Origin of the sequence: Desulfotomaculum sp. 1211_IL3151, assembly GCF_036763075.1 — a bacterium.
In the GTDB taxonomy this organism is placed as follows: Bacteria; Bacillota; Desulfotomaculia; order Desulfotomaculales; family Desulfotomaculaceae; genus Desulfotomaculum.
The window spans coordinates 1-21,579 of sequence record NZ_JBAIYV010000012.1 but is presented as its reverse complement, the minus strand read 5'-3'; the positions used below and the strand labels follow the sequence as shown (position 1 = coordinate 21,579).

Annotated in this window: 22 protein-coding genes and 2 rRNA genes; 2 read left to right on the top strand and 22 right to left on the bottom strand. The window is 43.3% G+C overall.

Annotated features, from left to right (window positions below; all coding sequences use genetic code 11):
* Window positions 1-34: 34 nt before the first annotated feature.
* The 4 genes from yqeK to V6C11_RS02095 form a co-directional block, all read right to left on the bottom strand.
* Window positions 35-616 carry a bis(5'-nucleosyl)-tetraphosphatase (symmetrical) YqeK gene (gene yqeK, locus V6C11_RS02110; protein WP_333529426.1) on the bottom strand — a complete coding sequence of 194 codons (582 nt, stop codon included), beginning with the start codon at window positions 614-616 and terminating at the stop codon, window positions 35-37.
* A gap of 255 nt (window positions 617-871) precedes the next feature.
* Window positions 872-1,129 carry an RNA recognition motif domain-containing protein gene (locus tag V6C11_RS02105; RefSeq protein WP_333529425.1) on the bottom strand — a complete coding sequence of 86 codons (258 nt, stop codon included), beginning with the start codon at window positions 1,127-1,129 and terminating at the stop codon, window positions 872-874.
* Window positions 1,130-1,256: 127 nt separating this feature from the next.
* The gene (gene nadD / locus V6C11_RS02100) at window positions 1,257-1,865 is read right to left on the bottom strand and encodes a nicotinate-nucleotide adenylyltransferase (protein WP_333529424.1); all 609 of its coding nucleotides are present in this window, start codon (window positions 1,863-1,865) and stop codon (window positions 1,257-1,259) included.
* Between the two features lie 141 nt (window positions 1,866-2,006).
* Window positions 2,007-2,513 carry an HIT family protein gene (locus tag V6C11_RS02095; RefSeq protein ID WP_333529423.1) on the bottom strand — a complete coding sequence of 169 codons (507 nt, stop codon included), beginning with the start codon at window positions 2,511-2,513 and terminating at the stop codon, window positions 2,007-2,009.
* A 170-nt stretch (window positions 2,514-2,683) separates the two neighbouring features.
* On the opposite strand from V6C11_RS02095, the gene V6C11_RS02090 reads away from it, so the two are divergent.
* Both V6C11_RS02090 and V6C11_RS02085 read left to right on the top strand, forming a co-directional pair.
* Window positions 2,684-3,670, top strand: a complete 987-nt coding sequence (locus V6C11_RS02090; protein ID WP_333529422.1) for a sodium:calcium antiporter — start codon at window positions 2,684-2,686, stop codon at window positions 3,668-3,670.
* A gap of 334 nt (window positions 3,671-4,004) precedes the next feature.
* Window positions 4,005-4,973, top strand: a complete 969-nt coding sequence (locus tag V6C11_RS02085; protein WP_333529421.1) for a bile acid:sodium symporter family protein — start codon at window positions 4,005-4,007, stop codon at window positions 4,971-4,973.
* Between the two features lie 5 nt (window positions 4,974-4,978).
* Here V6C11_RS02085 and V6C11_RS02080 read toward each other — a convergent pair whose 3' ends face one another.
* The 18 genes from V6C11_RS02080 to V6C11_RS01995 form a co-directional block, all read right to left on the bottom strand.
* Complete coding sequence (locus V6C11_RS02080; RefSeq protein ID WP_333529420.1) at window positions 4,979-6,409, bottom strand: TrkH family potassium uptake protein; 1,431 nt, start codon at window positions 6,407-6,409, stop codon at window positions 4,979-4,981.
* A 190-nt stretch (window positions 6,410-6,599) separates the two neighbouring features.
* The gene (gene ilvD, locus V6C11_RS02075; protein WP_333529419.1) at window positions 6,600-8,261 is read right to left on the bottom strand and encodes a dihydroxy-acid dehydratase; all 1,662 of its coding nucleotides are present in this window, start codon (window positions 8,259-8,261) and stop codon (window positions 6,600-6,602) included.
* Window positions 8,262-8,285: 24 nt separating this feature from the next.
* The gene (locus V6C11_RS02070) at window positions 8,286-9,281 is read right to left on the bottom strand and encodes a C-terminal binding protein (protein ID WP_333529418.1); all 996 of its coding nucleotides are present in this window, start codon (window positions 9,279-9,281) and stop codon (window positions 8,286-8,288) included.
* 21 nt (window positions 9,282-9,302) lie between these two features.
* On the bottom strand, window positions 9,303-9,938 hold the full coding sequence (locus V6C11_RS02065) for a bifunctional 4-hydroxy-2-oxoglutarate aldolase/2-dehydro-3-deoxy-phosphogluconate aldolase (protein ID WP_333529417.1): 636 nt from the start codon (window positions 9,936-9,938) through the stop codon (window positions 9,303-9,305).
* The gene (locus tag V6C11_RS02060) at window positions 9,938-10,888 is read right to left on the bottom strand and encodes a sugar kinase (protein ID WP_333529416.1); all 951 of its coding nucleotides are present in this window, start codon (window positions 10,886-10,888) and stop codon (window positions 9,938-9,940) included. Before V6C11_RS02060 ends, V6C11_RS02065 begins: the two co-directional genes overlap by 1 nt.
* Window positions 10,889-10,994: 106 nt before the next feature.
* Window positions 10,995-11,627 (bottom strand): bifunctional 4-hydroxy-2-oxoglutarate aldolase/2-dehydro-3-deoxy-phosphogluconate aldolase, encoded by a 633-nt coding sequence (locus V6C11_RS02055; RefSeq protein ID WP_333529415.1) that lies wholly within the window; start codon window positions 11,625-11,627, stop codon window positions 10,995-10,997.
* A gap of 84 nt (window positions 11,628-11,711) precedes the next feature.
* Window positions 11,712-12,494 (bottom strand): IclR family transcriptional regulator, encoded by a 783-nt coding sequence (locus V6C11_RS02050; protein WP_333529414.1) that lies wholly within the window; start codon window positions 12,492-12,494, stop codon window positions 11,712-11,714.
* A 136-nt stretch (window positions 12,495-12,630) separates the two neighbouring features.
* Entirely contained in the window at window positions 12,631-13,923 is a 1,293-nt protein-coding gene (locus V6C11_RS02045) for a lactate racemase domain-containing protein (RefSeq protein ID WP_333529413.1), read from the bottom strand.
* Window positions 13,924-13,937: 14 nt separating this feature from the next.
* Window positions 13,938-15,218: a TRAP transporter large permease gene (locus V6C11_RS02040; RefSeq protein WP_333529412.1), complete on the bottom strand. Its 1,281-nt coding sequence runs from the start codon at window positions 15,216-15,218 to the stop codon at window positions 13,938-13,940.
* A complete protein-coding gene (locus tag V6C11_RS02035) occupies window positions 15,209-15,700 on the bottom strand; it encodes a TRAP transporter small permease (protein WP_333529411.1) in 492 nt (163 codons plus the stop codon). Before V6C11_RS02035 ends, V6C11_RS02040 begins: the two co-directional genes overlap by 10 nt.
* Window positions 15,701-15,761: 61 nt before the next feature.
* Window positions 15,762-16,802, bottom strand: coding sequence for a TRAP transporter substrate-binding protein (locus tag V6C11_RS02030; RefSeq protein ID WP_333529410.1), 1,041 nt, complete (start codon window positions 16,800-16,802; stop codon window positions 15,762-15,764).
* 275 nt (window positions 16,803-17,077) lie between these two features.
* Window positions 17,078-18,097 carry a zinc-dependent alcohol dehydrogenase gene (locus tag V6C11_RS02025; RefSeq protein ID WP_333529409.1) on the bottom strand — a complete coding sequence of 340 codons (1,020 nt, stop codon included), beginning with the start codon at window positions 18,095-18,097 and terminating at the stop codon, window positions 17,078-17,080.
* 21 nt (window positions 18,098-18,118) lie between these two features.
* A complete protein-coding gene (locus tag V6C11_RS02020; RefSeq protein WP_333529408.1) occupies window positions 18,119-18,889 on the bottom strand; it encodes an SDR family NAD(P)-dependent oxidoreductase in 771 nt (256 codons plus the stop codon).
* Between the two features lie 82 nt (window positions 18,890-18,971).
* A complete protein-coding gene (locus V6C11_RS02015; protein WP_333529407.1) occupies window positions 18,972-19,706 on the bottom strand; it encodes a YczE/YyaS/YitT family protein in 735 nt (244 codons plus the stop codon).
* Window positions 19,707-19,858: 152 nt separating this feature from the next.
* Window positions 19,859-20,221 (bottom strand): hypothetical protein, encoded by a 363-nt coding sequence (locus V6C11_RS02010; protein WP_333529406.1) that lies wholly within the window; start codon window positions 20,219-20,221, stop codon window positions 19,859-19,861.
* Between the two features lie 136 nt (window positions 20,222-20,357).
* Entirely contained in the window at window positions 20,358-21,122 is a 765-nt protein-coding gene (locus V6C11_RS02005; protein WP_333529405.1) for an acyl-[acyl-carrier-protein] thioesterase, read from the bottom strand.
* 142 nt (window positions 21,123-21,264) lie between these two features.
* A 5S ribosomal RNA gene (gene rrf / locus V6C11_RS02000) occupies window positions 21,265-21,381 on the bottom strand.
* Between the two features lie 73 nt (window positions 21,382-21,454).
* Window positions 21,455-21,579, bottom strand: a 23S ribosomal RNA gene (locus V6C11_RS01995); the annotation flags it as partial.

Sequence of the window (21,579 nt, the reverse complement as noted above, 5' to 3'; positions counted from 1 at the left end):
TCTTAGTTAATTATATCTATTATATCCTATTCCACTATTTTCTAAAGGAACCTTGGTCAACTAATAATGAATTTCTTGCCTTGACGCTGGTAGGGTGTAATAAAAAACCCATTTTTAAAACATAGCGAATACTTTCGTCAAAACAACTAAGTAGGGCGGCCTCTAAATTTACATTAGCCTGTCTCCTTATTCCCTCAACACCGGCATGTTTTCGATTTGGCTCTATTTTATCAGCCACAAAAATGATTTTATCCAGTTGACTCATATACTCTGAGCCAACAGTATGTAAGGCAATGGCGTTTAAAATTTCCTGATCATTAATACCATAGTCCTCCCTGGCCATTACCGCAGCCACCGGGCCATGGAGCAACAGGGGCATAGCGAAGCCATACTCACTGACTGTTAAGTTATACTTTTTAGCCCGCTGCAGCATTTCATTGTCATCAAAGTCCCTGGCTATATCATGTAGTAATCCAGCAATCCTAGCCTTAAAGGGATCTGTCCCGTATTTTTTGGCCAATTTTTCTGCAGTATCTGCCACGCCCCGGGCATGCCGCAATAGTTTTTCCGACATAGTTCGACTAAGTTTTTGCATCAGGTATTCCTCGGTAATCATGATAACCCCCCGTATTTTTTATAATAACCCATAATTAGCCATCCGGCGTCAACCTTTTTAGTTATTATTTCGTCTCCTATGGTACATTCCTTCCCAAGGAATATACCATAGTCCTGGGCTTTTTAAATTCCGCTAAGAAAGATACACAGGTGGTTTAAGATTCATATCCCAAATTAGGGCAACCAGTCACTAAGCTGATGGCTGATGGCTTAAAAAAACCCCCTATTCCGGAGGAAAGGAGGTTTTGTAATTCGTTTAAACCTGACCGGCTTCGCGGCTTTTTGCTTCGTTTACAGTGATAACCCGACCACCCAGGTCTGTTCCGTTTAGAGCCTCTACCATTCTTTCAGCATCAGCATCGTTTACCTCAACGAAACCAAAACCCCTGGAACGACCAGTTTCTCGGTCTGTAATAACCCTGCTGCTCAGAACTTCACCATGTGCTTCAAATGCTCTGGTGAGATCCTCTGCCTTAGTAGCCCAGGGTAAGTTTCCAACATATAAAGTTGCCACATAAGTCACCTCTTTCAATGGTTCTGTTGATACTTGTTGCCGTTACAAGTATTATTTGCACTAGCCCTGGACTAAATGCAGTAAAGAAATGCAAAGATATTTCCATTTAAGGTAAAGAAAACTTTTACTATTTCGCTACATAAATATTATTATGATAAATATATCCTTCAACAGACTCAGGTAACAGATATTTAATACTTTTACCCTCCCTGACCCTTTTCCTAATATCACTGGAGGAAATGGCTAAGGCTGGGACCTCTAAGGGCAAAATCCTTTTCATAAAAGGGGTGGGTAAGGATTTAAGGGTTTCCTCTAAATTATTTAAATCATACCCGGGTCGGGTGGCAGCTATCAAGTAAGCCATGCTCAACAGCCTTTCGACATCTTTCCATGTTAATATTTCCAGAATTGCATCGGCACCGGTAATAAAGTAAATGCTTTCAACCTGAAAGGATCGTCTTAGTTGCTCGATGGTATCCACCGTATAAGATAGACCTCGTCTCTCAACCTCTATCGTGGATATTTCAAAATAGGGGTTACTGGCTATGGCCAAGCGAATCATATTTACCCGATGCTGTGCATCTAAGATTACCTTATCGGTTTTGTGCGGTGGTTTGCCTGCAGGTATAAAAACAACCTTATCTAAATGGAATCTTTGTCTTACTTCCTCAGCAACCACTAAATGTCCAAAATGAACAGGGTCAAAGGTTCCTCCCATAAGACAGATTTCTTTCATCAAGCTGTTCCTTTCGATTTTAGCCTTTAGCTTTTAATAACTACCAATGGCTAAAAGCTAATGGCCATCGGGCTGACTAAATTTATTCTCATACTAATGGTAATTCCAGCAAAAAGCAAGAGCTGTCGGCAACAAATGTCCTTATTCCGCCCTATCCGCTTCCTCTTTTAATGCTGTAATGGCATTGGTTATTTTTTCATAGGTCCTCTGCAATCCCTCTGAAATTACTCGGGTATCACCGATGACAGCCATAAAATTGGCATCTCCATCCCAACGAGGAACAATATGCACATGTAGGTGACCAGGAATCCCCGCACCGGCAACTTTGCCAAGATTGATACCAATATTAAAACCATGGGGATTGCCAAAGGCCCGCCTAATGGCTTGGACCATAAATTGGGTCATTTTGTTCAGTTCTAACAGTTCTCCATCCGTAAGCTCTGTGATATCACCGACATGTCGATGTGGAGCAATCAGAAGGTGCCCATTGTTGTAGGGGTATAAATTCATAATAACAAAGGTTTTATTCCCGCGGTAAATAACCAGGTTTTCTTCGTCCTGATCGGAATTTAATTTTTCACAGAAAATACAATCCGTTTGGGGTTTACCGATGTACACCGATCGCCATGGTGCCCATAAATTCTCCATTTTGAATCATCTCCCATGTTATCTTTAGGACATATTTTCTTTGTTTTTTACTAAATCCCTTCTAACTACAATATGATTCCCGTAGCTTAACCTTTAATCTACTGTACTACCCACCTTGCTTTGCGGGAAATATTAATAAAAATATTGAAAGAATAGAAAGGATCCAACAAATGACCTACTTCCTTTTACTGGCAAGCCTCGGTATTATTTTACTTAGTGCTGAGGTTTTTACCAACGGTGTTGAGTGGTTGGGGAAAAAATTTAATCTTTCCGAAGGGGCTGTGGGCAGTGTACTTGCAGCTGTGGGCACAGCCCTACCAGAAACCATGATCCCCGTCATTGCCATCTTATTTGGCTCCGGTGATATGGCTGAAGAAGTTGGTATTGGTGCAATTTTAGGTGCACCCTTTATGCTGTCCACCTTAGCTTTGGCCATCACTGGCATTGCCGCCATGATCTATAAAGTCAAGGGTAAGAGCCGGGAAAATATGTTTATTGACCGGGATGTCATGAGCCGAGATTTAAAATTCTTTTTAATTGTTTACAGTGTGGCAGTATTGGCTGGCATCTTTGGCAATGGCTTTAAACCCCTGGTGGCAGTTTTTCTAGTTTTAGCCTATGTCTACTATGTGTACAAAACCCTTGGCTGTGAGGGTGGCCGGTGTGAGAACTTAAATCCTTTATATCTGGCCAAGAAAGAACCTGACCCTGCCACACCAATTGTCGTACTGCAAGTAACTTTGGCTTTAGCCGGTATTGTCATTGGTGCTCATTTGTTTGTTCAGGAGATTGAAAACCTAGCTTCCATTTGGGGTATTCCTGCCTTTATTTTATCGTTAATCATCGCCCCAATTGCCACCGAACTACCGGAAAAATTCAACAGTGTTATCTGGGTACGGCAGGGCAAAGATACCTTGGCCCTGGGGAATATTACCGGCGCCATGGTCTTTCAAAGCTCCATTATTCCGGCCCTCGGTATTCTGCTCACCCCTTGGAAATTGTCCCAATTAGGTATTATCTGTGCCATCCTTGCCCTGGCCGCTGCCGGCACAATTTTTATACTGCTTAAGCTGAAGGGTGAAATCAAACCCCTGACCCTGGCCTTTAACAGTGTATTTTATCTAATTTTTATCGGGGCCGTCATTGCAATATATTAGTCGTCGGCCATCCGCTTTCAGCCTGTAGCCACTAGTTGTCAGCTTTCTGTCTCTTGGGAAAGGGCCATGAGCCATGGGCTTTTTGTGCCTGTATTGCTTAAGGGTATTTTGGGTATAGCGATTAAAAGACAGGGGGTGTTGCAAGCTACTGGGACGTAGTTTGCAACACCCCCTTTTATTTCTTAGGCAAACTTTTTTATTCAAAGACACAACAAAGTGCTATTATTATGTATGAAACGATTTGCCGCAATCACTAAATACCCGTAAGAATAGCTTGCACAAAAAAACAAGGCCCATGGCTCATGGCCTATGGCCAGATGAAGGATGAATCTAAATGTTAACTTTCTTTAGCAACTGGAACAGTTGGCTGGCAAAACACATGTTTTATGTAGTGTTGTCTGCATTGTTTTTTGGTTTTATAACGCCTGTGGAGACCACAAAATTTTGGAGTCTCGTGGCAACCCTTTCTTTCACCTATATGACCTTTGTTTCATCCCTGGAAACTAGTTTGAAGGATTTCTTTCGCACCCTCTCAAGACCCTGGATTAATATTTGGATGCTGCTATTGATTCACGGTGTAATGCCGTTAATTGCTTATTTAATTGGCCTAATCTTTTATCCTGACAATGAGTACATCCGCCTAGGGTTTGTGATTGGGGCTTCCATTCCTATCGGCGTGACCTCCCTAATCTGGTCATCCATGTTGGGGGGAGATGTTCCATTATCGATGGTTGCCGTAACCCTGGACACACTGATTAGTCCACTTTTATTACCGGCCTTTATCGCCTTAGTAGCCGGAAAGTCCATCCAGATCGATACGATGCAACTGCTGGTGGGTCTTTTCTGGATGATTACCATACCCAGTCTACTTGGTATGGTGGTCCATGATTTTACCAAGGGAGCCGTTGATAAGTATGCCACCTCCATTGGTGGCTTCTTCTCAAAGATTGCTATCTTTCTGGTGGTCTTCATTAACGCCAGTGCCATTGCCCCGGAAATAAAATGGGATCATGCCATCATCAAACTTTTGCTGGTTATCTTGATTGTTTCCGTTAGTGGGTACACCCTTGGTTTTCTTGGTTCCTTTATCCTTAAGGGGCACCAAAGGGACAGAATGATCACCATGATCTATGGCGTTGGCATGAGAAATAACAGCCTTGGGTTAATTTTAGCCCTAACCTATTTCCCCCCCGCCGTGGCAATGCCCGTAACCCTTTCCATGCTCTATCAACAGCCCTTGGCGGCTTTAATCGCTAGTTTGTTAAAACAAAAACAGCCAGCTCCCAAGGAGCAAGGCTGTTAAGCTTTTTATTTCCTCCAAAACTTAATATTTAATACGACCAGAACAGTAAATAACTCTAAACGGCCAATAAACATACAAAAGGTCAAGACCAACTTGGCTGCTGCGGGTAGGTTTACAAGGGTTGTCGATGAGTCCACCACCCCGAGGCAGCTTATGGAGGATGCGACTACTGCGATAGCCGTGTTTCCCTCAACACCCATGGCAACTAAGAGTCCAATTGCAAAAACCATGCTCGCAATGAACAAAACAAAGAAATTTTGGACGGTTGTTACCACTTCTTGGGGAATTACCGTATTGCCCAGTCTGACAGGTATTACAGCCTGGGGGTGGGTCAGTCTGGCCATTTGGTTTGACAGGGATTTAAAAATTATAATGATCCGAATAACCTTTATCCCACAGGCCGTCGAGCCTGAACATGCCCCTGTGAGCATCAGTAATACCAGCAAATACCGACTGAAATCCGGCCACTGGTGAATATCCTCTGCCAAAAAACCTGTACTGCTGATCACAGCTGACACATGAAACAAGGCCTGTCGCAAGGCCTTTGCCAGGTCATAACCAGCATCATTCATTAGATTTATGGTTACAAAACCGACTGAAGCTGCAATGATGCTTAAATACACTTTGGTTTCAGGATCTTTATAAAATGTTCGAAATTTTCCCCTTAACAAACTAAAGTGGATCGTAAAGCTAATCCCACAAAGAATCATGAAAAAAACGATGATTAGCTCAACTGCTACACTATCATAAGCAGCAATACTGGCGTTCCTTGAGGAAAAACCGCCTGTACCTACTGTGCCAAATGTATGAATGAAAGAGTCAAACCAGGACATGCCAGCAAGCTTAAGCAATACTATTTGGGCCAAAGTGAAAATTAGATAAACCTTGTAGAGTTCTCTGGCAGTTTGGGCAACCTTGGGTAATACCTTGCTTTTTGTTGGGCCAGGTACTTCAGCCTTAAACATGCGAAAGCCAGCAACATTCAAAGAGGGCATCAGAGCAAGGGTCAATACAATGATCCCCATGCCCCCCAACCAGTGAGTAAAGCTGCGCCAAAAGAGTATGCCCTGGGGCAGGGTTTCCACATCTACAATCACCGAAGCACCTGTGGTTGTAAAGCCAGAAATTGATTCAAATAAGGCATCCACCAGATGGGGTGTTGCGCCGCTTAGATAAAAGGGTAGGGCACCAAAGACGGACAATATTAACCAAGCTAAAGTTGCAACGATAAATCCTTCTTTATAACCAACCTGCATGGTTCGTGGTTTGGTTAAAAGCAGTGCTGATCCCGCCATGGATGTTATGGCTATACTGGCCATGAAAGCCGTTTTATCACTACCCTGCTCAGCCCAGGATAGCCCAAGGGAGGGTAGCATAGCCACTGCCTCACAACATAACACGACACCTAAAGCCCGTGATATGAGCTTAATATTCATGACTATATCCCCCGGTGCTAGTCTATGTAAATGTTCCTCTCCATACTATACACTCTTTAGCGATTTCTACAAGATGATTCTACTAAAAATATTGTATATAACATAACCTGAGACCTTTGAATAAAAAGGAGTGTCGCTTGCCTACTAAATAAAAGTAGTCTTGCGACACTCCTTATTATGACCTAACCTGTCAAACCTTAATAATAGCTCCTTTATCAGCCGATTCCGTAATGCGTGCATATAGGGCAAGGTAGCCTCGGGTTACCCTGGGAGCAGGTGCTTGCCATTTTTCCTGCCTTGCTGCAAGCTCTGCCGGGGAAACTTTAATATTTAGCAGGCGATTGGGGATATCAATATCAATTGAATCCCCTTCCTGAACCAGTGCCAATGGGCCACCTTCCATAGCCTCGGGTGAAATATGACCAACAAAACAACCATTGTTCGAACCGGAGAAACGTCCATCGGTGATTAAGGCTACTTTCTTAGCTAACCCCATACCAACCAGCAGTTTCATAGGCTTAAACATTTCCGGCATTCCCGGACCACCCTTGGGACCTTCATAGCGAATGACAACAACATCACCTGGTTGAATCTTTCCTGCTTCAATTGCCTCGATGGCCAGTTGTTCACTGTCAAAGACCCTGGCTGAACCGCAAAATTTCAAAAGTTCCGAAGCTATGGCTGCAGGTTTGGTTACTGCCCCATTGGGGGCCAAATTGCCCTTAATTACCGCCAGACCACCGTTTTGGTGGAAGGGCTCTGTCATGGTCTTGATAACCCGACTGTCTTTAATAACGGCAGTTTGCACATTTTCCAAAACGGTTTTCCCTGTGACAGTTAAACAATTTGTATTTAACACGGACGCCAGTTCCTTCATCACTGCGGGGACACCACCGGCAACATGGAAATCTGCAAGATCATATTCGGTGGCTGGCATAATTCCCGCTATATGAGGCGTTCCCTGACTTAATTCATGAAACCATTCCAGGTCATAATCCACCTTCGCCTCATAGGCAATGGCCGGTATATGTAGTGCCACATTGGTTGACCCACCGATGGCAGAACTTACCCGTACCGCATTGGCCAAAGATTCTTTGGTAATGATCTGACCAGTTGTAATACCCCGTTTAATTAAATCCACAATGACACGACCACTTTGCTGGGCAGCTCTGAACCTACTGGCATCCACGGCAGGGATGGTAGAACTACCCGGTAAGGCCATACCCATTGCCTCGGCCAGACAGCACATTGTATTGGCGGTACCTAACATAGCACAGGAACCAGGTCCCGGACAGGCACAGTTTTCTAACTCCTTGTACTCTGCCATGGTCATTTCCCCTGCCTTTAAAGTGCCCAAACTCTCCTGCACGATGGAACTGTCGGTGTCTTTGCCCTGAAAGTGACCGGGCAGCATGGGCCCACCATTAACAAAGATAGCTGGTATATCTAACCTTGCGGCAGCCATCAGCATACCCGGGACAATCTTATCACAAGAACCTAATAAAACCATGCCATCAAACCGATGGGCCTGAATCATCATTTCAATATCATTAGCAATTAGGTCCCTGGTCGGTAAGATATATCTCATCCCTTCATGTCCCTGGGCAATTCCATCACAGGCAGCGATGGTACCAAACTCCACAGGGGTGCCGCCTGCCGCCCGAATACCCGCTTTAACTGCTTCACTTACTTCCCGTAAGTTATAATGGCCGGGAACCACGTTATTCCAGGAGTTAACCACTGCCACCAGTGGTTTATCCAAATCCTCATCGGTATAACCCATTGACTTGTAGAGGGAACGGTTTAGGGCCCAGTCAGGGAAATGAAGAATTTCTTTACTACGATGAAACAATGCTGCGACCCCCTTTATTTCAACTTATAGACGCTCTTTTAAGTTTACTTTTCCTTTAACTTCTTTGTTTACGAGATTCCTGGGATAGTAACCTTGTAAAACTTCGGCCACCCCCTGGGCTGCTTTAGTTTGCAAATCAGTGCCTGCTTCTTCCGAATACCAGGCCACGTGAGGATTTAGAATGACATTATCCATCTCCAACAGGGGGCTGTCTGAACGTACTGGTTCAATCTCTAGGACATCTAAACCAGCACCCGCAAGCCATCCCTCCTGCAAGGCTTTAACCAGTGCCTCCTCATCAATAACAGGTCCCCGCCCGGTGTTAATAATAAAGGCTGATCTTTTCATCCTTTTTAACTCTTTTTCACTAATCAGATGTTCCGTCTCTGCATTCAAAGGGGCGTGTACGGAAATAAAGTCCGAGGTTTGTAACAATTCCTCCAAACTTACTTTTTTTACACCAAATTTATCCGCCACAGCATCTGGAATATAGGGATCAAAAACCAATAGATTTAAACCAAAGGCTTGGGCCTTTTGGGCCAGAGTTTGGGCAATTCTGCCAAAACTAATTAAGCCCAGGTTTTTGCCCCTGAGACGGTAAACAGGTACAGATACCTTATAGTCCCAATTGCCCTTTTTCACTTCATTGTTCATTCGTACTATTTTACGAGCACAGGCTAAAAGCAGGGCCATGGCATGATCAGAAACTTCATCCATGCAGTAGTCAGGTACGTTTACCACACAGATACCCTTCTCTGTGGCAGCAGCCAGATCCACTGTATTTATTCCCACACCATAACGTCCAATAACTTTGCACTTTTCCAAAGCTTGAATAACCCTTGGTGTCAGTTGTGCATATTGATTCAGCAGACCATCTGCATCTTTGCAAGCTTCTATCAGTTCTTCCTCTGTTTTGCATTGGGCGGGTACCAGGCTAACTCCTATTTGTGCCAACACTTCTTCCTCATACTTAAGGGTTGAATATTCGTAATCAGTTACCACAACTTTTAGATTTGACATTTTAGTCACCTCGATCGGTTTTTATAATCTGGCACTGCAAACTGCTTCCACTAATTGACTGGCTTGCTCCGTAATATAGCTCCAATTACCTTCCGCAATGACCTGTTGGGAAACCAAGGATCCACCAACACCTAAGGCCAGGCAGCCAGCCTTAATGAACTCGGCTGCGTTATTTACATTAATACCGCCGGTGGCCATGATCGGAATGTGACCCAATGGTCCACGGATATCTTTAATATATTTTGCCCCTAGGGTGCTGGCAGGAAAGACCTTCACTAGGTCAGCCCCTAGTTCGTAAGCCCGAACAATTTCTGTGGGAGTCATTGCCCCTGGGGCAACTGGTTTGCCGTAACGCTTGGCCACAGTAATAACGTCTGGATGCAGGCTGGGCGAAACAATAAACTGTGCTCCGGACAAAATAGCTAAGCGAGCAGTTTCACCATCCAGCACAGTACCTGCCCCGACAATAAAATTTTCAGCCATTTCTGAGGTAACCTTCTTGATTACTTCCAATGCCCCCGGTGTTTCGATGGTAATCTCCATGCTGTTAATTCCGCCAGCTTGCAAAGCCTTAGCCAAATGAATGATTGTCTCCGGTTGGCTCCCTCGAACCACGGGTATAACACCAACTTTTGTTAATCCAGCAAAACCATTCATTATCGATCAATCCCTTCTTTATGGCCCCTAAATACAGCTACCTCATCCATCGTAGGCAGTCCTTCTACATCACCAATTACTGTGGTAGCCATGGCACCCACTGCATTGGCCAGCTTTACGGCTTCCTCCATGGAGTAATCTTTTAACAGACCTGCAACAAAGCCCGCTGCGAAACCATCACCTGCACCAATGGGATCGACTACCTTGTCAATGGGATAGCCCGGAACCAATTTATGCTCTGTGGCAGTTGCATAATAGGCACCCTTCTTACCAAGCTTGACAACAACCGTTTGCACCCCTAATGCCAAAAACTGAGCAGCAATTTTTTCTGGATCAGATTCACCTAAAAGCATCTCACCTTCGTTGACTCCAGGCAAAATAATATCTGACTGGGCAGCTAATTCCATTATCACTTGACGTGCCCTATCTTTCTCCCATAGCTTCAGGCGAATATTTGGATCTAAACATACGGTTACACCCCGTCTTTTAGCCATTGCCACAGCCTCTTTGATAGTCTGGTGGCAAGACTCACTCAGTGCTGGAGTAATGCCGCTGATGTGCAGTATTTTAGCCGAGCCAATATAATCGGCATTAAGATCTTCCGGTGACATCCAACTGGCTGCTGAACCTTTGCGGTAATAATAAACCTTACTTTCTCCGTATTCCCGCCGCTCTTTAAAGTACAAGCCAGTGGGGGCTGAGGCATCAAATTTTACCTGGGATGTATCCACCCCCTCACCCTGAATAAAGGAAAGTACATATTTACCAAACTCATCCGTACCGAGTCTGCTTATCCAGCCAGCACTATGACCCAATCGAACCACCCCAATGGCAAAATTGGATTCCGCGCCCCCAATTTGTTTAGTAAACTGACTAATATATTTTAACGGTCCTGAGCTTTCGGGATTCATCAAAACCATTGTTTCTCCTAATGTAACAACCTCTGGCATAAAATCTCACCTACCTGTTTCGTAAATGTGCCCATTACTATAGCTAGCTTTTAGCCTTTAGAAGTTTTTTTAGATAGTTGGCTAACGACTAATGGCTAATAGCTAACTAGGCACTCTCCTGTCTAACCCTTTGAACGATTTCAAGATATGCCTTAGACCTAGCTATCACTTCCTTCGTTCCTCCTTCGGCCATGGCTTTGAACAAATCCGTGGTTCCTAGGGAAGTCGCCCCAGCCCTTAAAAAGTCAGCAGCATTGTTTATATTTACCCCGCCTACCACCATCATCTGAGCATGGGGGTAAGGTCCTAAAATATTTTTAAAATATTGGGTTCCCAGCACTCCGGCCGGAAATATTTTTACCATCTTAGCTCCCCAGCGGATGGCCTGAATAACTTCCGTGGGGGTCATTGCTCCCGGTACCACTGGCTTGCCATAAAGATTTCCCACCTCTATAACTTCCTGCGAAAGATGCGGACTAAGAATAAACTGAGCACCCGCGGCAATTACCAGGGAGGCTGTTTCTTTATCCAAAACGGTACCTGCCCCCACAAACATTTCCTTGTCAAAGTGGGTCCTGAGCTGGTTAATCATGTCAATGGCCCCGGGGGTATTACAGGTTACTTCCACCGCTTTTATGCCCCCTTCCTGTAGGGCACTTACCAAAGGAATCAATTCTTCTTTTTTAACACCACGAACAATGGAAACAACTCCGGTTTCCTTTACACATTCAAAATTCACCTAAGCTCACCTCATATCTTCCGTTACCGTCCCAGGGTATCTCATCATGTAAAACATCGTTCCAAATAGTGAAAAAAGTAAGCCCTAAGGGCAATACCCCAGACGGTGAGAAATCATTAAGCCCGTCTCTTTGATCTTGGACGCTAATTCAGGAACTCTTTCCCTTGTTACCCGGGATTCTGGTCCTGCAACACTGATGGAGGCAACAACCTGTCCTGCATGGTCCCAAATCGGTGCAGCAACGCAACGAATACCTAATTCGTTTTCTACTTCATCAACTGAGTAACCCTGAAGCCTGATTTCTGCCAAATGGTTGAGCATCTCATCTATATCTGTAATTGTATTCGGTGTTTTGCGTGGCATGCCCTTGTCCTGGAGAATTCTTACCACTTCTTCCTGGGGCAGAAAAGCCAAAATGGCCTTACCAACACCTGAACTGTGTACCGGACCCCGACGGCCTATTTGCGAGTACATACGTATGGTACTGGGACACTCAACCTTGTCGATGTAGACTATCTCTCCCTGTCTTAACACACATAGATGTACGACCTCATTGGCAAATTGCATGAGTTCCTCCAGGTAAGGCCTGGCCTCCTGGCGCACTTCCATATTCGTTAACATCTTATTGCTTAGCTCAATTATTTTTAGTCCAAGCTTATATCTTTCTGTCTCAGAATCTTGCTCCACAAATCCCCTCTGGGCTAAGGTACCGAGGAGGCGGTGAACAGTGCTTTTATGCAGGTCCACTTCATGGGCCAGTTCAGTAACCCCCAAACCCTTTTGATGATTTCCTAAAACCTCTAAAATTTTCAAGGCCCGCTCTAGGGACTGAACAGTCTGTCCAACACGTGTGGTCAAAGGAACCACCCACTTTCACCAAATTGATTCGTCATCTGAATTTCAAAGGAGACATCTTTAAAAACCGTAACAAGGGGGTTACTCCTTTTAATTTTACAGTAGACAGGAAAATTCCTCCTCCACCACTATAAATAGCCCCTCTTAATTAATAGTTTGTTAGTAAATTGCCGAATTCGTCATATTGAAAGGGTTCCGGTTCACCTAATATCTCGATTTGCGGATTGGCCATTGCCTCGGCAAGCAATCCCTCTGAAATATAGATTTCCTCCAGATGCAGGGTATTTTTGATGCGTACGATCCTAAGCTTCTCTGGTTGTAAACAATAGGAGGTTTTGATAGCACACCGGATGGCATAGTCATCACTGCGCATCACCATAGGAATGCGTACGGTGGGAGGAAAAGCTGCTGTAAGGGCGTTAATATAGGTTTTGGCCATATTAAAGCTATTATAGAGCCGCATGGTTGTAATATCTGCGGGTGCCACGCCGTTACCATTTCCCTCGGTTTTTTCAGTTAAACCCAGTACCACAATGCGCTCTGTTATAAGTTCACCTTTGGCAAAGGTAGTGGAAAATCGACCAGTTACATTGGGGTCCATACCATCACCGCTGATATCTTTGCCTATCTCATCTACAACCAAAACATCCAGCGGGTTAAATAGAATCCTGGGCATTCGTTCCTTGGCCTTTTCCAGGAGCTTGGGTTCCACTTCCAAAATTTCATCCACTGGAACAGCATGAATTTCTGAGGTTTGATCATAGGCATTTTCTAAAATAGCAATTCCAAAGAGTAAATTTGCCTTTTCAAAGGTTATTTTACTGGCAGGAATCAGTTTTTGATCAAAGTGATTCATTCCTAACTGGTGGCAGGAATCGGCACCCTTTTGTTTGCCCAATCCTATTACACTCATCTTTACAATGCCGCTTTCAATGACACCACGGAAAGCAGTGTGGGGCTTAATGCGGTTGATAATGATAACCCCATCGGCTGCCAGCACATGCTTGTCCACAAAGACCGGCAGGCCATTGGCCTCACCCACCTGCTCTACCCCCATGGAGGAAAGGATGGGCACTCCCATAGACTCTTCGGTAATACCCAAGGTCTCCAATACTTCTTTCTGTCCTTCGGCAGTGGCTCCGCCATGGCTGCCCATAGCCGGGATAATAAAGGGCTCTACACCCTGGGTTGTTAGAAATTCCAGTGTGGTTTTGGTAATTTGAGCAATATTAGTAATGCCGCGGCTGCCCACTGCCACTGCCACCTTCATACCCGGATGAAGCAACCTCTTAATCTTCTCTTTATTTAACCCCTCAAATACAGCGGCATCTACCTTCTCTATTTTAGGGGCATGAAAAAGTTGGCGTACTTTAACAAACCTGGGAACTAAGACTTCATCTAAAATTCTCTCAATTTCTGAAAAATCGCCAGGAATTGGCATCTACATTCAACCTCCTACTTAGTAAACCAGCCAAGTGGTGTCATAACGATCTCAGGGTAAGCAATAAGGAGTGCTAATACTGCTAACTCTGCCAACAGGAAGGGCCAGATTTTCTTCACCAATTCTACCAGCGTAACATGACCTACACCACAGCCCACATAAAGAACTGTGCCGATGGGCGGTGTAATTAACCCAATAACTAAGTTCAGAATCATAATTACTCCGAAATAAACAGGATCTATACCTGCCTTCAAAATGAGGGGCATTAATACAGGAGCAAAAATCAATATGGCAGGGGTTAAGTCCATTACCATGCCTAGTATGAACAGGAATATGTTAATGGCGATCAATAACATAATGGGACTGGCGGCAAGGGAGCCAAAAAGTTCTGCCACCTGAGTAGGAATTTGGGCAACGGTCAAAAGCCAGGCCACAGCCATCGCAGCAGAAGCTACAAACATTACCACAGCAGTCCCTTTGGCAGCGGCCACAAAGATTGGTGGCAAATGTTGGAATTTTACATCTTTGTAAACCAACATAGACACCAGCAAAGCATAAACTACCGCTACAGCTCCCGCCTCGGTGGGTGTAAAGATACCAAACCGGATACCGCCCACGATGATGATAGGCATTAATAAAGCCCAGATGGACTCCTTAAAAACTTGGATAGCCTCAGCCGTCGTGTATGCCTTACCCTTTGCATAGTTATTTTTCCTAGCAATAATTGTCCAGGTAATCATAAGCGACGTGGCCAGGATCAAACCTGGAACGATACCTGCCATAAACAATTTTGTAATTGAAACCCCAGCCGTAACGCCAAAAACAATCATTGGAATACTCGGCGGAATAATGGGCGCAATCAAGCCTGAACTTGCCACCAGGGCCGTTGATGTATCCCTTCTATAACCTTCACGTACCATGAGGGGAATTAAGATACTGCCTAAGGCAGCTGTATCAGCCACCGCACTGCCGGAAAGGCCTGCAAACAAAATGCTGGCCAAAACCACCACATAACCTAAGCCGCCTTTAATGCGTCCAACTAAAACCATCGCAAATTCCACAATCTTCTTTGAAAGGGAGCCATGTCCCATGATTTCTCCCGCCAGCATAAAGAAAGGAATGGCCATCAGGGGAAAGCTGTTGGCACCATAAACCATGTTTTGGGCAATAATTTGAGCATCAAAATTACCCAGAAAGAGCATTAGAATAATTCCACACAGCACCAATACCAATGCAATGGGAATTCCCAGGGTCAACAAGAGAAAGAGGCTGCCAAAAAATACACCTAATGCCATACTTTCTTCTCCCCTTTACAAAGGCTGATAATTTTACCAATCGTGATAAAGCCAATCATTACCGCAGCTAATACGTAGGAAACGGAGATAAAAGAGAAAGGGATTCCGGTAGCTGGTCCTAGGGTAGACATAGCAATTTTAGTAAAACCCAGACCTCCGGAAAGCATAACTCCTACTGCAATAAGAATCAAAAAATAACCTACAAAGTCAACAGCTTTCCTTGGTACACCCTTTAATTTGGAGGTAATAAGATCCACACCAATATGTTGATTATCCTTATAGGCAGTAATGGTTCCTAAAAAGATAGTCCAAACAAATAAATAACGGGATAACTCCTCACTAGAAACAATTGCTTCTTGGAAAAGATAGCGGAGGACAGCATTTACAAACACTAACAATACCATGCCGGCTAACGATAAAAACATCAAATAATCTAGTAACTTGTATACACCACGAGTTATTTTAGAAATGGATTCAGACATTTTGTCACCTCCGTCTTTGAATAATACTGCCTCCCATAGGGGAGGCAGTATTTAGCCAGTTTTACTGCACAGCCATGATCTTATCAGCCATTTCTTTGGTACCAGGATAGGTTTTGTAGAACCATTCTTGTACAGGTTTTTGAGATTCAATCAGTTTTTGCTTGAAGGTTTCATCCGGGAAGACAACAGTCAGACCCTTTTCCTTCAAGAACTCAATGTCCTTTTGTTCGCTTTCTTCTAATAGCTTCCACTCGTAAGCTGCTGATTCGTTAGCTGCCTTTTGAAGAACTTCTTGCAGTTTAGGATCTAAACCTTGCCAGAACTTCTCGTTAATCATGTAGAGGTTAGGGGAGAATAGGTGACGAGTATCTACCACATATTTTTGCACCTCATACATACCGGAAGCCTTTAAGGTTGCATAGGGGTTTTCCTGACCATCAATTACTTTTTGCTCCAGGGCCGTAAATGTCTCAGAGATCGGCATGGGCATAGCGTTAGCACCAAGGCCTTTAACCATTTCCACATAGATGGGGTTGTTGGGAATTCTTAATCGAAAACCTTTAAAATCCTCAAACTTCTCAAAGGGTTTACCGGAAGACACAACCCGGAAACCATTGGCAGTCCAGGCTAAGGTGCGGGTACCCATTTTTTCTTCCATGCCTTTAACGATTTCTTTACCAATTTCACCATTAAGTACCTTTTCTGCATGGGCATAATCACGGAATAATAAGGGCATTTCTGTCAAACCAACCATTGGCAGGTCTTTAGCAATCAGTCCACCGGTGACACACATTTCTACACTACCGTTTTTTGTTCCATCAATAAACTGTTCCTCAGAGCCAAGGGTAGCATTGGGGTAAATTTCTACTTTAATTTGTCCGTTGGACTCTGCTTCAACCATGGGCTTAAATTTTTCTTTTAAGGCAATATTCTGTGGGTGTTCATCGGCAAAGTAGTGAGCTACCTTAAGGGTGATGGTTTTACCTTGTTCAGGGGAAGCAGCATCTTTTTTCTCTTCACCGCCACCACCGCAACCGGTTAAGAAAATACTGAATAACATAATACTCAGAACACTTAAGGCAATTTTAGACAGTTTTTTCATGTTTGACCTCCTATAAACATTCGTATTTTTATAACCACCCATATCAATTACTTAATTAACGGATCACCCCCCAGGAAATAGGATAACTCCGGACTCACAATGGGTATTTGCGATTATTACTTTGATATGACCTTTGTTTCATATTATGAAACCTTGTTTTGCATTGTTTAGTAAAAAATAATCGCACGCTGTGTATCATAATTATTCGACAGACTTTTCAAAATTCCTTCAGACTTGTTTCATTCTTCAAAACATTGTTTTATTTTTGTCTTAATTTAGGGAGTAAATAATATCTTCATCGAGTTTCCCGTACTTAGCATCAATTCGAAGCCATCTTGGGCTTTTTCCAAGGGGAAACGATGAGATATCACTTGCTCTATTTCCTTTCGTTGCTGCAACATGTGTAATGCCACTTCATAATCCCTTGGCTCATATACTCTGACACCAATGATGGAAAGTTCATTAAAATTCACTGCCCGTAAATCAATTTTGCTAGGCTCTTTAAAGACACTAACCACTACAATTTGGCCGGTAATTTTCACTAATCGGGTAGCAAGTAAGGCTGTTGCAGGAGCACCTGCTGCCTCATAGACGATATCGACACCATTTCCACCAGTAAGCTTAATTATTTCCCCTTCTGGGTTATTGGCTGAATCCAACACTTTAAAACCCAGGTTTTTAGCCAGTTCTCGTCTGCTTTCGCTAATCTCGCAAACTATAACCTCTGAAGCACCGGCAAATCTGGCAGTAATTGCAGTTAGTAACCCAATGGGTCCACCACCCAGCACTGCCACAGTATCTCCTGCCTTCAGGGCAGACTTTCTGATAGCATGGGCTGTAACTGCCACAGGTTCGACCAAACAGGCCAGATCCAGCGGTAGATTAACTGGTATTTTTACGATCTTAGCAGCATCCACCTTAACATACTCTGCAAAACCACCATCAATATCTATCCCTACCAGGGCCAAGCTTCTACAAACATGGGCGTTGCCAGTTCGACAGGGTTGACAGTGGCCACAGGATATTAGTGGATTTACGGTCACTTTATCCCCCACTTGAATCGTACTGTCTGGCGGTAAACATGTTTCCGCCACCTCGCCGGTAAATTCATGACCCATGATTAAAGGGGCTTTGGCCCGTGGGTGTTTACCCAAGTAGATTCCCAGGTCAGAGCCACAAATCCCAGCATAATGAACCTTGATCAGAACCTCACCACAATTTAATACTGGTCTCGGCACCTCTTGAAAGTTCAGTTGTTCTTTACCTTGCCAAACAATAGCTTGCATGGTTTTCATTTTTCTATCCCTCCGGTCACGTTATAAAGCCATCGATAGAAAACCGCCATCTACCTCTATGGTCGTCCCGGTAATAAATTTTGCCGCATCGGAGCAAAGGAACACAGTTGCACCTACCAAATCCTCCGGCACTCCTAACCTTTGCATTGGCGTACGATTCATAATCTTTTCGTAGGTTTCTTTTTCTGATAGCATTTTCTCGTTAAGTGCTGTCTTGAAGTAACCCGGTGAGATGCAGTTTACATTGATGCCATGGGTGGCCCATTCAGCCGCCAGCACCTTGGTTAGCTGTAATACTGCACCCTTGCTGGCACAATAGGCAGCGGAGCGGGTAATTCCTAAATGGGAGCCAAGGGAGGCGATATTAACAATTTTCCCATAATTCTGGGCCAACATCTTTTCTCCCACCAGCTTACAACAAAGAAAAGTTCCCCTTAGGTTTACAGCAATCACATGATCCCATTCTGCCGCAGTTAATTCTGTAACAGGCTTTTTATAGTTTATTCCTGCTGCGTTAATCAAAATATCAATGCGGCCAAACTTAGTCATTACTTCTTCTACTAAGTGTTGAACCTCTTCCTCCTTGGTCACATCCACTGTAGTTAATAAAGATTGCGCTCCTAGCGTTTCGATCTCTTTTACAACTTCTTCGTTACGTTGTTTGCTCCGGCTAACCGGTATGACATTGGCCCCCGCTTTGGCCAAACCTAAACTTATCGTTTTACCGAGACCACCACCACCCCCTACGAAAATAGCAACTTTACCTGTCAAATCAAAAGCTTCTAAACCCACAAAATCACTCCTATCTGCCAAAGCTTTGATGTTTCATAATGTAAAACTAAGTTTCATAATATTATTAAAAAAATAATTCGATCTATCTTTTCATTCTCCTGCATTTTTTGAAAAACACCCTCGTAAGATTTTGTTTTTTGACTTTAACATTGACCTCTTCACTAGTTAATAAATGCAACCATTTAGTAAACCAGCTTTGTCTGCCAATCCAATAATACAACGCTAAAAACATTTGAGTGAACCAGCCAATGGTAAAGGAAAATATTAATGTTCCCAGGCCAATTTTCCCACCTAACAAAAAGCCTAACGTAACTACAAGCACTTCCAGGATCGTTCGTACTAAACCAATGCTCCGGCCGGTTGATCGGTGAAGACCCATCATTAAACTATCCCTTGGCCCGGTTCCCATGTTTGCTGAGATATAGGTCCCTGTTCCTAGACCAAAACAAAAGATGCCAACGAAAAGGTAGGAATACTGTTGTAAGTATGTAATAGTAGGTGGGATAAGGTTAGCCTTCATGATGAAATCGATAAATATACCACCCATGAGCATATTCAGAATTGTACCAAAATTTGGCTTTATGCCCATTGGGTAAGCTATGATAACACAAAGCAGTCCGGTCGCAATATTCACTTGACCAAAGGTTAAGGGTATGTAATTCGTCATACTAATATGAAAAACATCCCAGGGACCTAAACCTAGATTTGATTCTAAAATTAGTACAACTGAAAAGGCGCAAATAAATAATCCTAAGGAAAACCAGAACAACTGTAGTAGAAAAAGGACTGCTTTCTTTATTACAATGTTATTGATCATGATAGAAGCTCCCCCACTAGGATTGTTACCCTATGATGATACAACATATTTTAACAGTAATAGCACTAAGAATAAACCTTTAATTAAAAGAAAAAGCCAAGTTCCACTTAGACAGTGAAAATTGGCTAGTTGTTTATTCGGTTTGTAACAACTTATTTATATTGGGCTACTCCATTTTTATAACCTTGTAAGTGAACGACTCCAAAACTATGGTTTTTTTCTTTAAATTGTTCTAACCACTTTAGATAATCCTTGTAATCAAAATTTTTAACACCTTGATCTTTCATATACTTTAAGAACATTTTATAGTCTTTAGAATCTACATGTTTGTAATGCTTATAATGCTTGTAATGTTTGTAGTCTTTATAATGCACATAGTCCTTAAAATATTCATGATCACCATAATTAAAGTAATAGGTTTTATGAGCTACTGGTGCCTCATGGGCAAGGGCAGCGGAATTAAAGGAAAACATAAAAACCCCAGCCATTAACACCCCAACAAGTCTTTTTTTCATGCATGATCCCCTTTCTGTAATCAAGATTATAGTAATAATGCGGGACATGCCTTTATTATAGCAGAATATATTCGTTTTGTAATTGAACTATTTTATGTAATACATATTAAGTTTTCCAATGTTGACAATTATTTCTTTATCTTTCTTTTATTCTTTTTACCCAACGTGTCTCAGCCAGCGCTAAATGATAATCCTGGTTCTTCTCTTTAATGGTATGGGCAAAGGTAGGCTTTCCCAACTCCTCTATGGGCTGGCTAGCAGCTGAAATTATTGAACCCAAGCCAACTTCTTTTTTGTAGATGACCTCAAAGGATTGGAGTATATGGTTCTTATATATTTCGGCGGGAACCGTTTCCAGTACCCATTCCATATATTTGGTATTGTTAACATGCTCATTGGTATCAATATCGCTGCGCCTAACATAGAACTCTTTGAACACCTCAGGATTCTCTAAATTATATAGCTCACTAAAGGGGTCCTCGAACACACCTTGTGACTCCAGCCCATAGGTAAGCATATACTCGGCTGGTATTCTTAAAGGCCTTTTCTTTTCAATGTTTAGAAAGATCCATAGGCTTGTGGCCCGTCCTAGAATTTTCCCTTTTATGTCCTTAATATAAAACTGCCTTGTGGCGTAAAAACGTTCAAAATGAGATGGCCATGTTTCCACAATTATTTTCTCATTCCACTGGGGGTATCTTTCCATCTGTACACGCCAACGATTCAACACCCAGGCAATCCCCTCGGACTTCAGTCTATTTAAGCCCAACCCCACTGCCTCTGAATGTGCAATGGCCGTTTCCTCTAAGTAATTAAGAACAGATACCGGAGTAGCCTCCTGGTACTGGTTAACCTCATAATAATGAACTTCAAACTCTTTTTGATGGTGTTTTTCCTGCATCTTACGCCCCCCTAGATAAACTGGTACCCTAATTATACCTAATTTGCCATGGGTTACAATTCAACAAATCATTAACTCAACACCCGGCACCTTCAATATAAGAAAACCCTACAGTCATCATAACTGTAGGGTTTTAAAAATACTCTGGCGGCGACCTACTCTCCCAGGAGCGTGAGCTCCAAGTACCATCGGCCCTGAAGGGCTTAACTGCTGTGTTCGGGATGGGAACAGGTGTACCCCCTCCGGTATCGCCACCAGAAACTTATATACTTTTGACTAGTTTTATCTGTTCTCTCAAAACTAAACAGCTACTTCGTATTGCGTCTTCTTCTTTGGTCAAGAACTCGATCGATTAGTACCGGTCAGCTGAAAACATTGCTGCTCTTACACTCCCGGCCTATCTACCATGTTGTCTCCATGGGATCTTATCTACTTCCGTAGTGGGAAATCTCATCTT

Coding starts and splice junctions, on each gene's coding strand:
- nadD (WP_333529424.1), bottom strand. CDS start 1,865: ATGAAAGAAATCTGTCTTATGGGAGGAACCTTTGACCCTGTTCATTTT.
- V6C11_RS02095 (WP_333529423.1), bottom strand. CDS start 2,513: ATGGAGAATTTATGGGCACCATGGCGATCGGTGTACATCGGTAAACCC.
- V6C11_RS02030 (WP_333529410.1), bottom strand. CDS start 16,802: ATGAAAAAACTGTCTAAAATTGCCTTAAGTGTTCTGAGTATTATGTTA.
- V6C11_RS02090 (WP_333529422.1), top strand. CDS start 2,684: ATGACCTACTTCCTTTTACTGGCAAGCCTCGGTATTATTTTACTTAGT.
- V6C11_RS02005 (WP_333529405.1), bottom strand. CDS start 21,122: ATGCAGGAAAAACACCATCAAAAAGAGTTTGAAGTTCATTATTATGAG.
- V6C11_RS02065 (WP_333529417.1), bottom strand. CDS start 9,938: ATGAATGGTTTTGCTGGATTAACAAAAGTTGGTGTTATACCCGTGGTT.
- V6C11_RS02025 (WP_333529409.1), bottom strand. CDS start 18,097: ATGAAAACCATGCAAGCTATTGTTTGGCAAGGTAAAGAACAACTGAAC.
- V6C11_RS02060 (WP_333529416.1), bottom strand. CDS start 10,888: ATGCCAGAGGTTGTTACATTAGGAGAAACAATGGTTTTGATGAATCCC.
- V6C11_RS02010 (WP_333529406.1), bottom strand. CDS start 20,221: ATGAAAAAAAGACTTGTTGGGGTGTTAATGGCTGGGGTTTTTATGTTT.
- V6C11_RS02015 (WP_333529407.1), bottom strand. CDS start 19,706: ATGATCAATAACATTGTAATAAAGAAAGCAGTCCTTTTTCTACTACAG.
- yqeK (WP_333529426.1), bottom strand. CDS start 616: ATGATTACCGAGGAATACCTGATGCAAAAACTTAGTCGAACTATGTCG.
- V6C11_RS02035 (WP_333529411.1), bottom strand. CDS start 15,700: ATGTCTGAATCCATTTCTAAAATAACTCGTGGTGTATACAAGTTACTA.
- V6C11_RS02040 (WP_333529412.1), bottom strand. CDS start 15,218: ATGGCATTAGGTGTATTTTTTGGCAGCCTCTTTCTCTTGTTGACCCTG.
- V6C11_RS02045 (WP_333529413.1), bottom strand. CDS start 13,923: ATGCCAATTCCTGGCGATTTTTCAGAAATTGAGAGAATTTTAGATGAA.
- V6C11_RS02070 (WP_333529418.1), bottom strand. CDS start 9,281: ATGTCAAATCTAAAAGTTGTGGTAACTGATTACGAATATTCAACCCTT.
- V6C11_RS02085 (WP_333529421.1), top strand. CDS start 4,005: ATGTTAACTTTCTTTAGCAACTGGAACAGTTGGCTGGCAAAACACATG.
- V6C11_RS02080 (WP_333529420.1), bottom strand. CDS start 6,409: ATGAATATTAAGCTCATATCACGGGCTTTAGGTGTCGTGTTATGTTGT.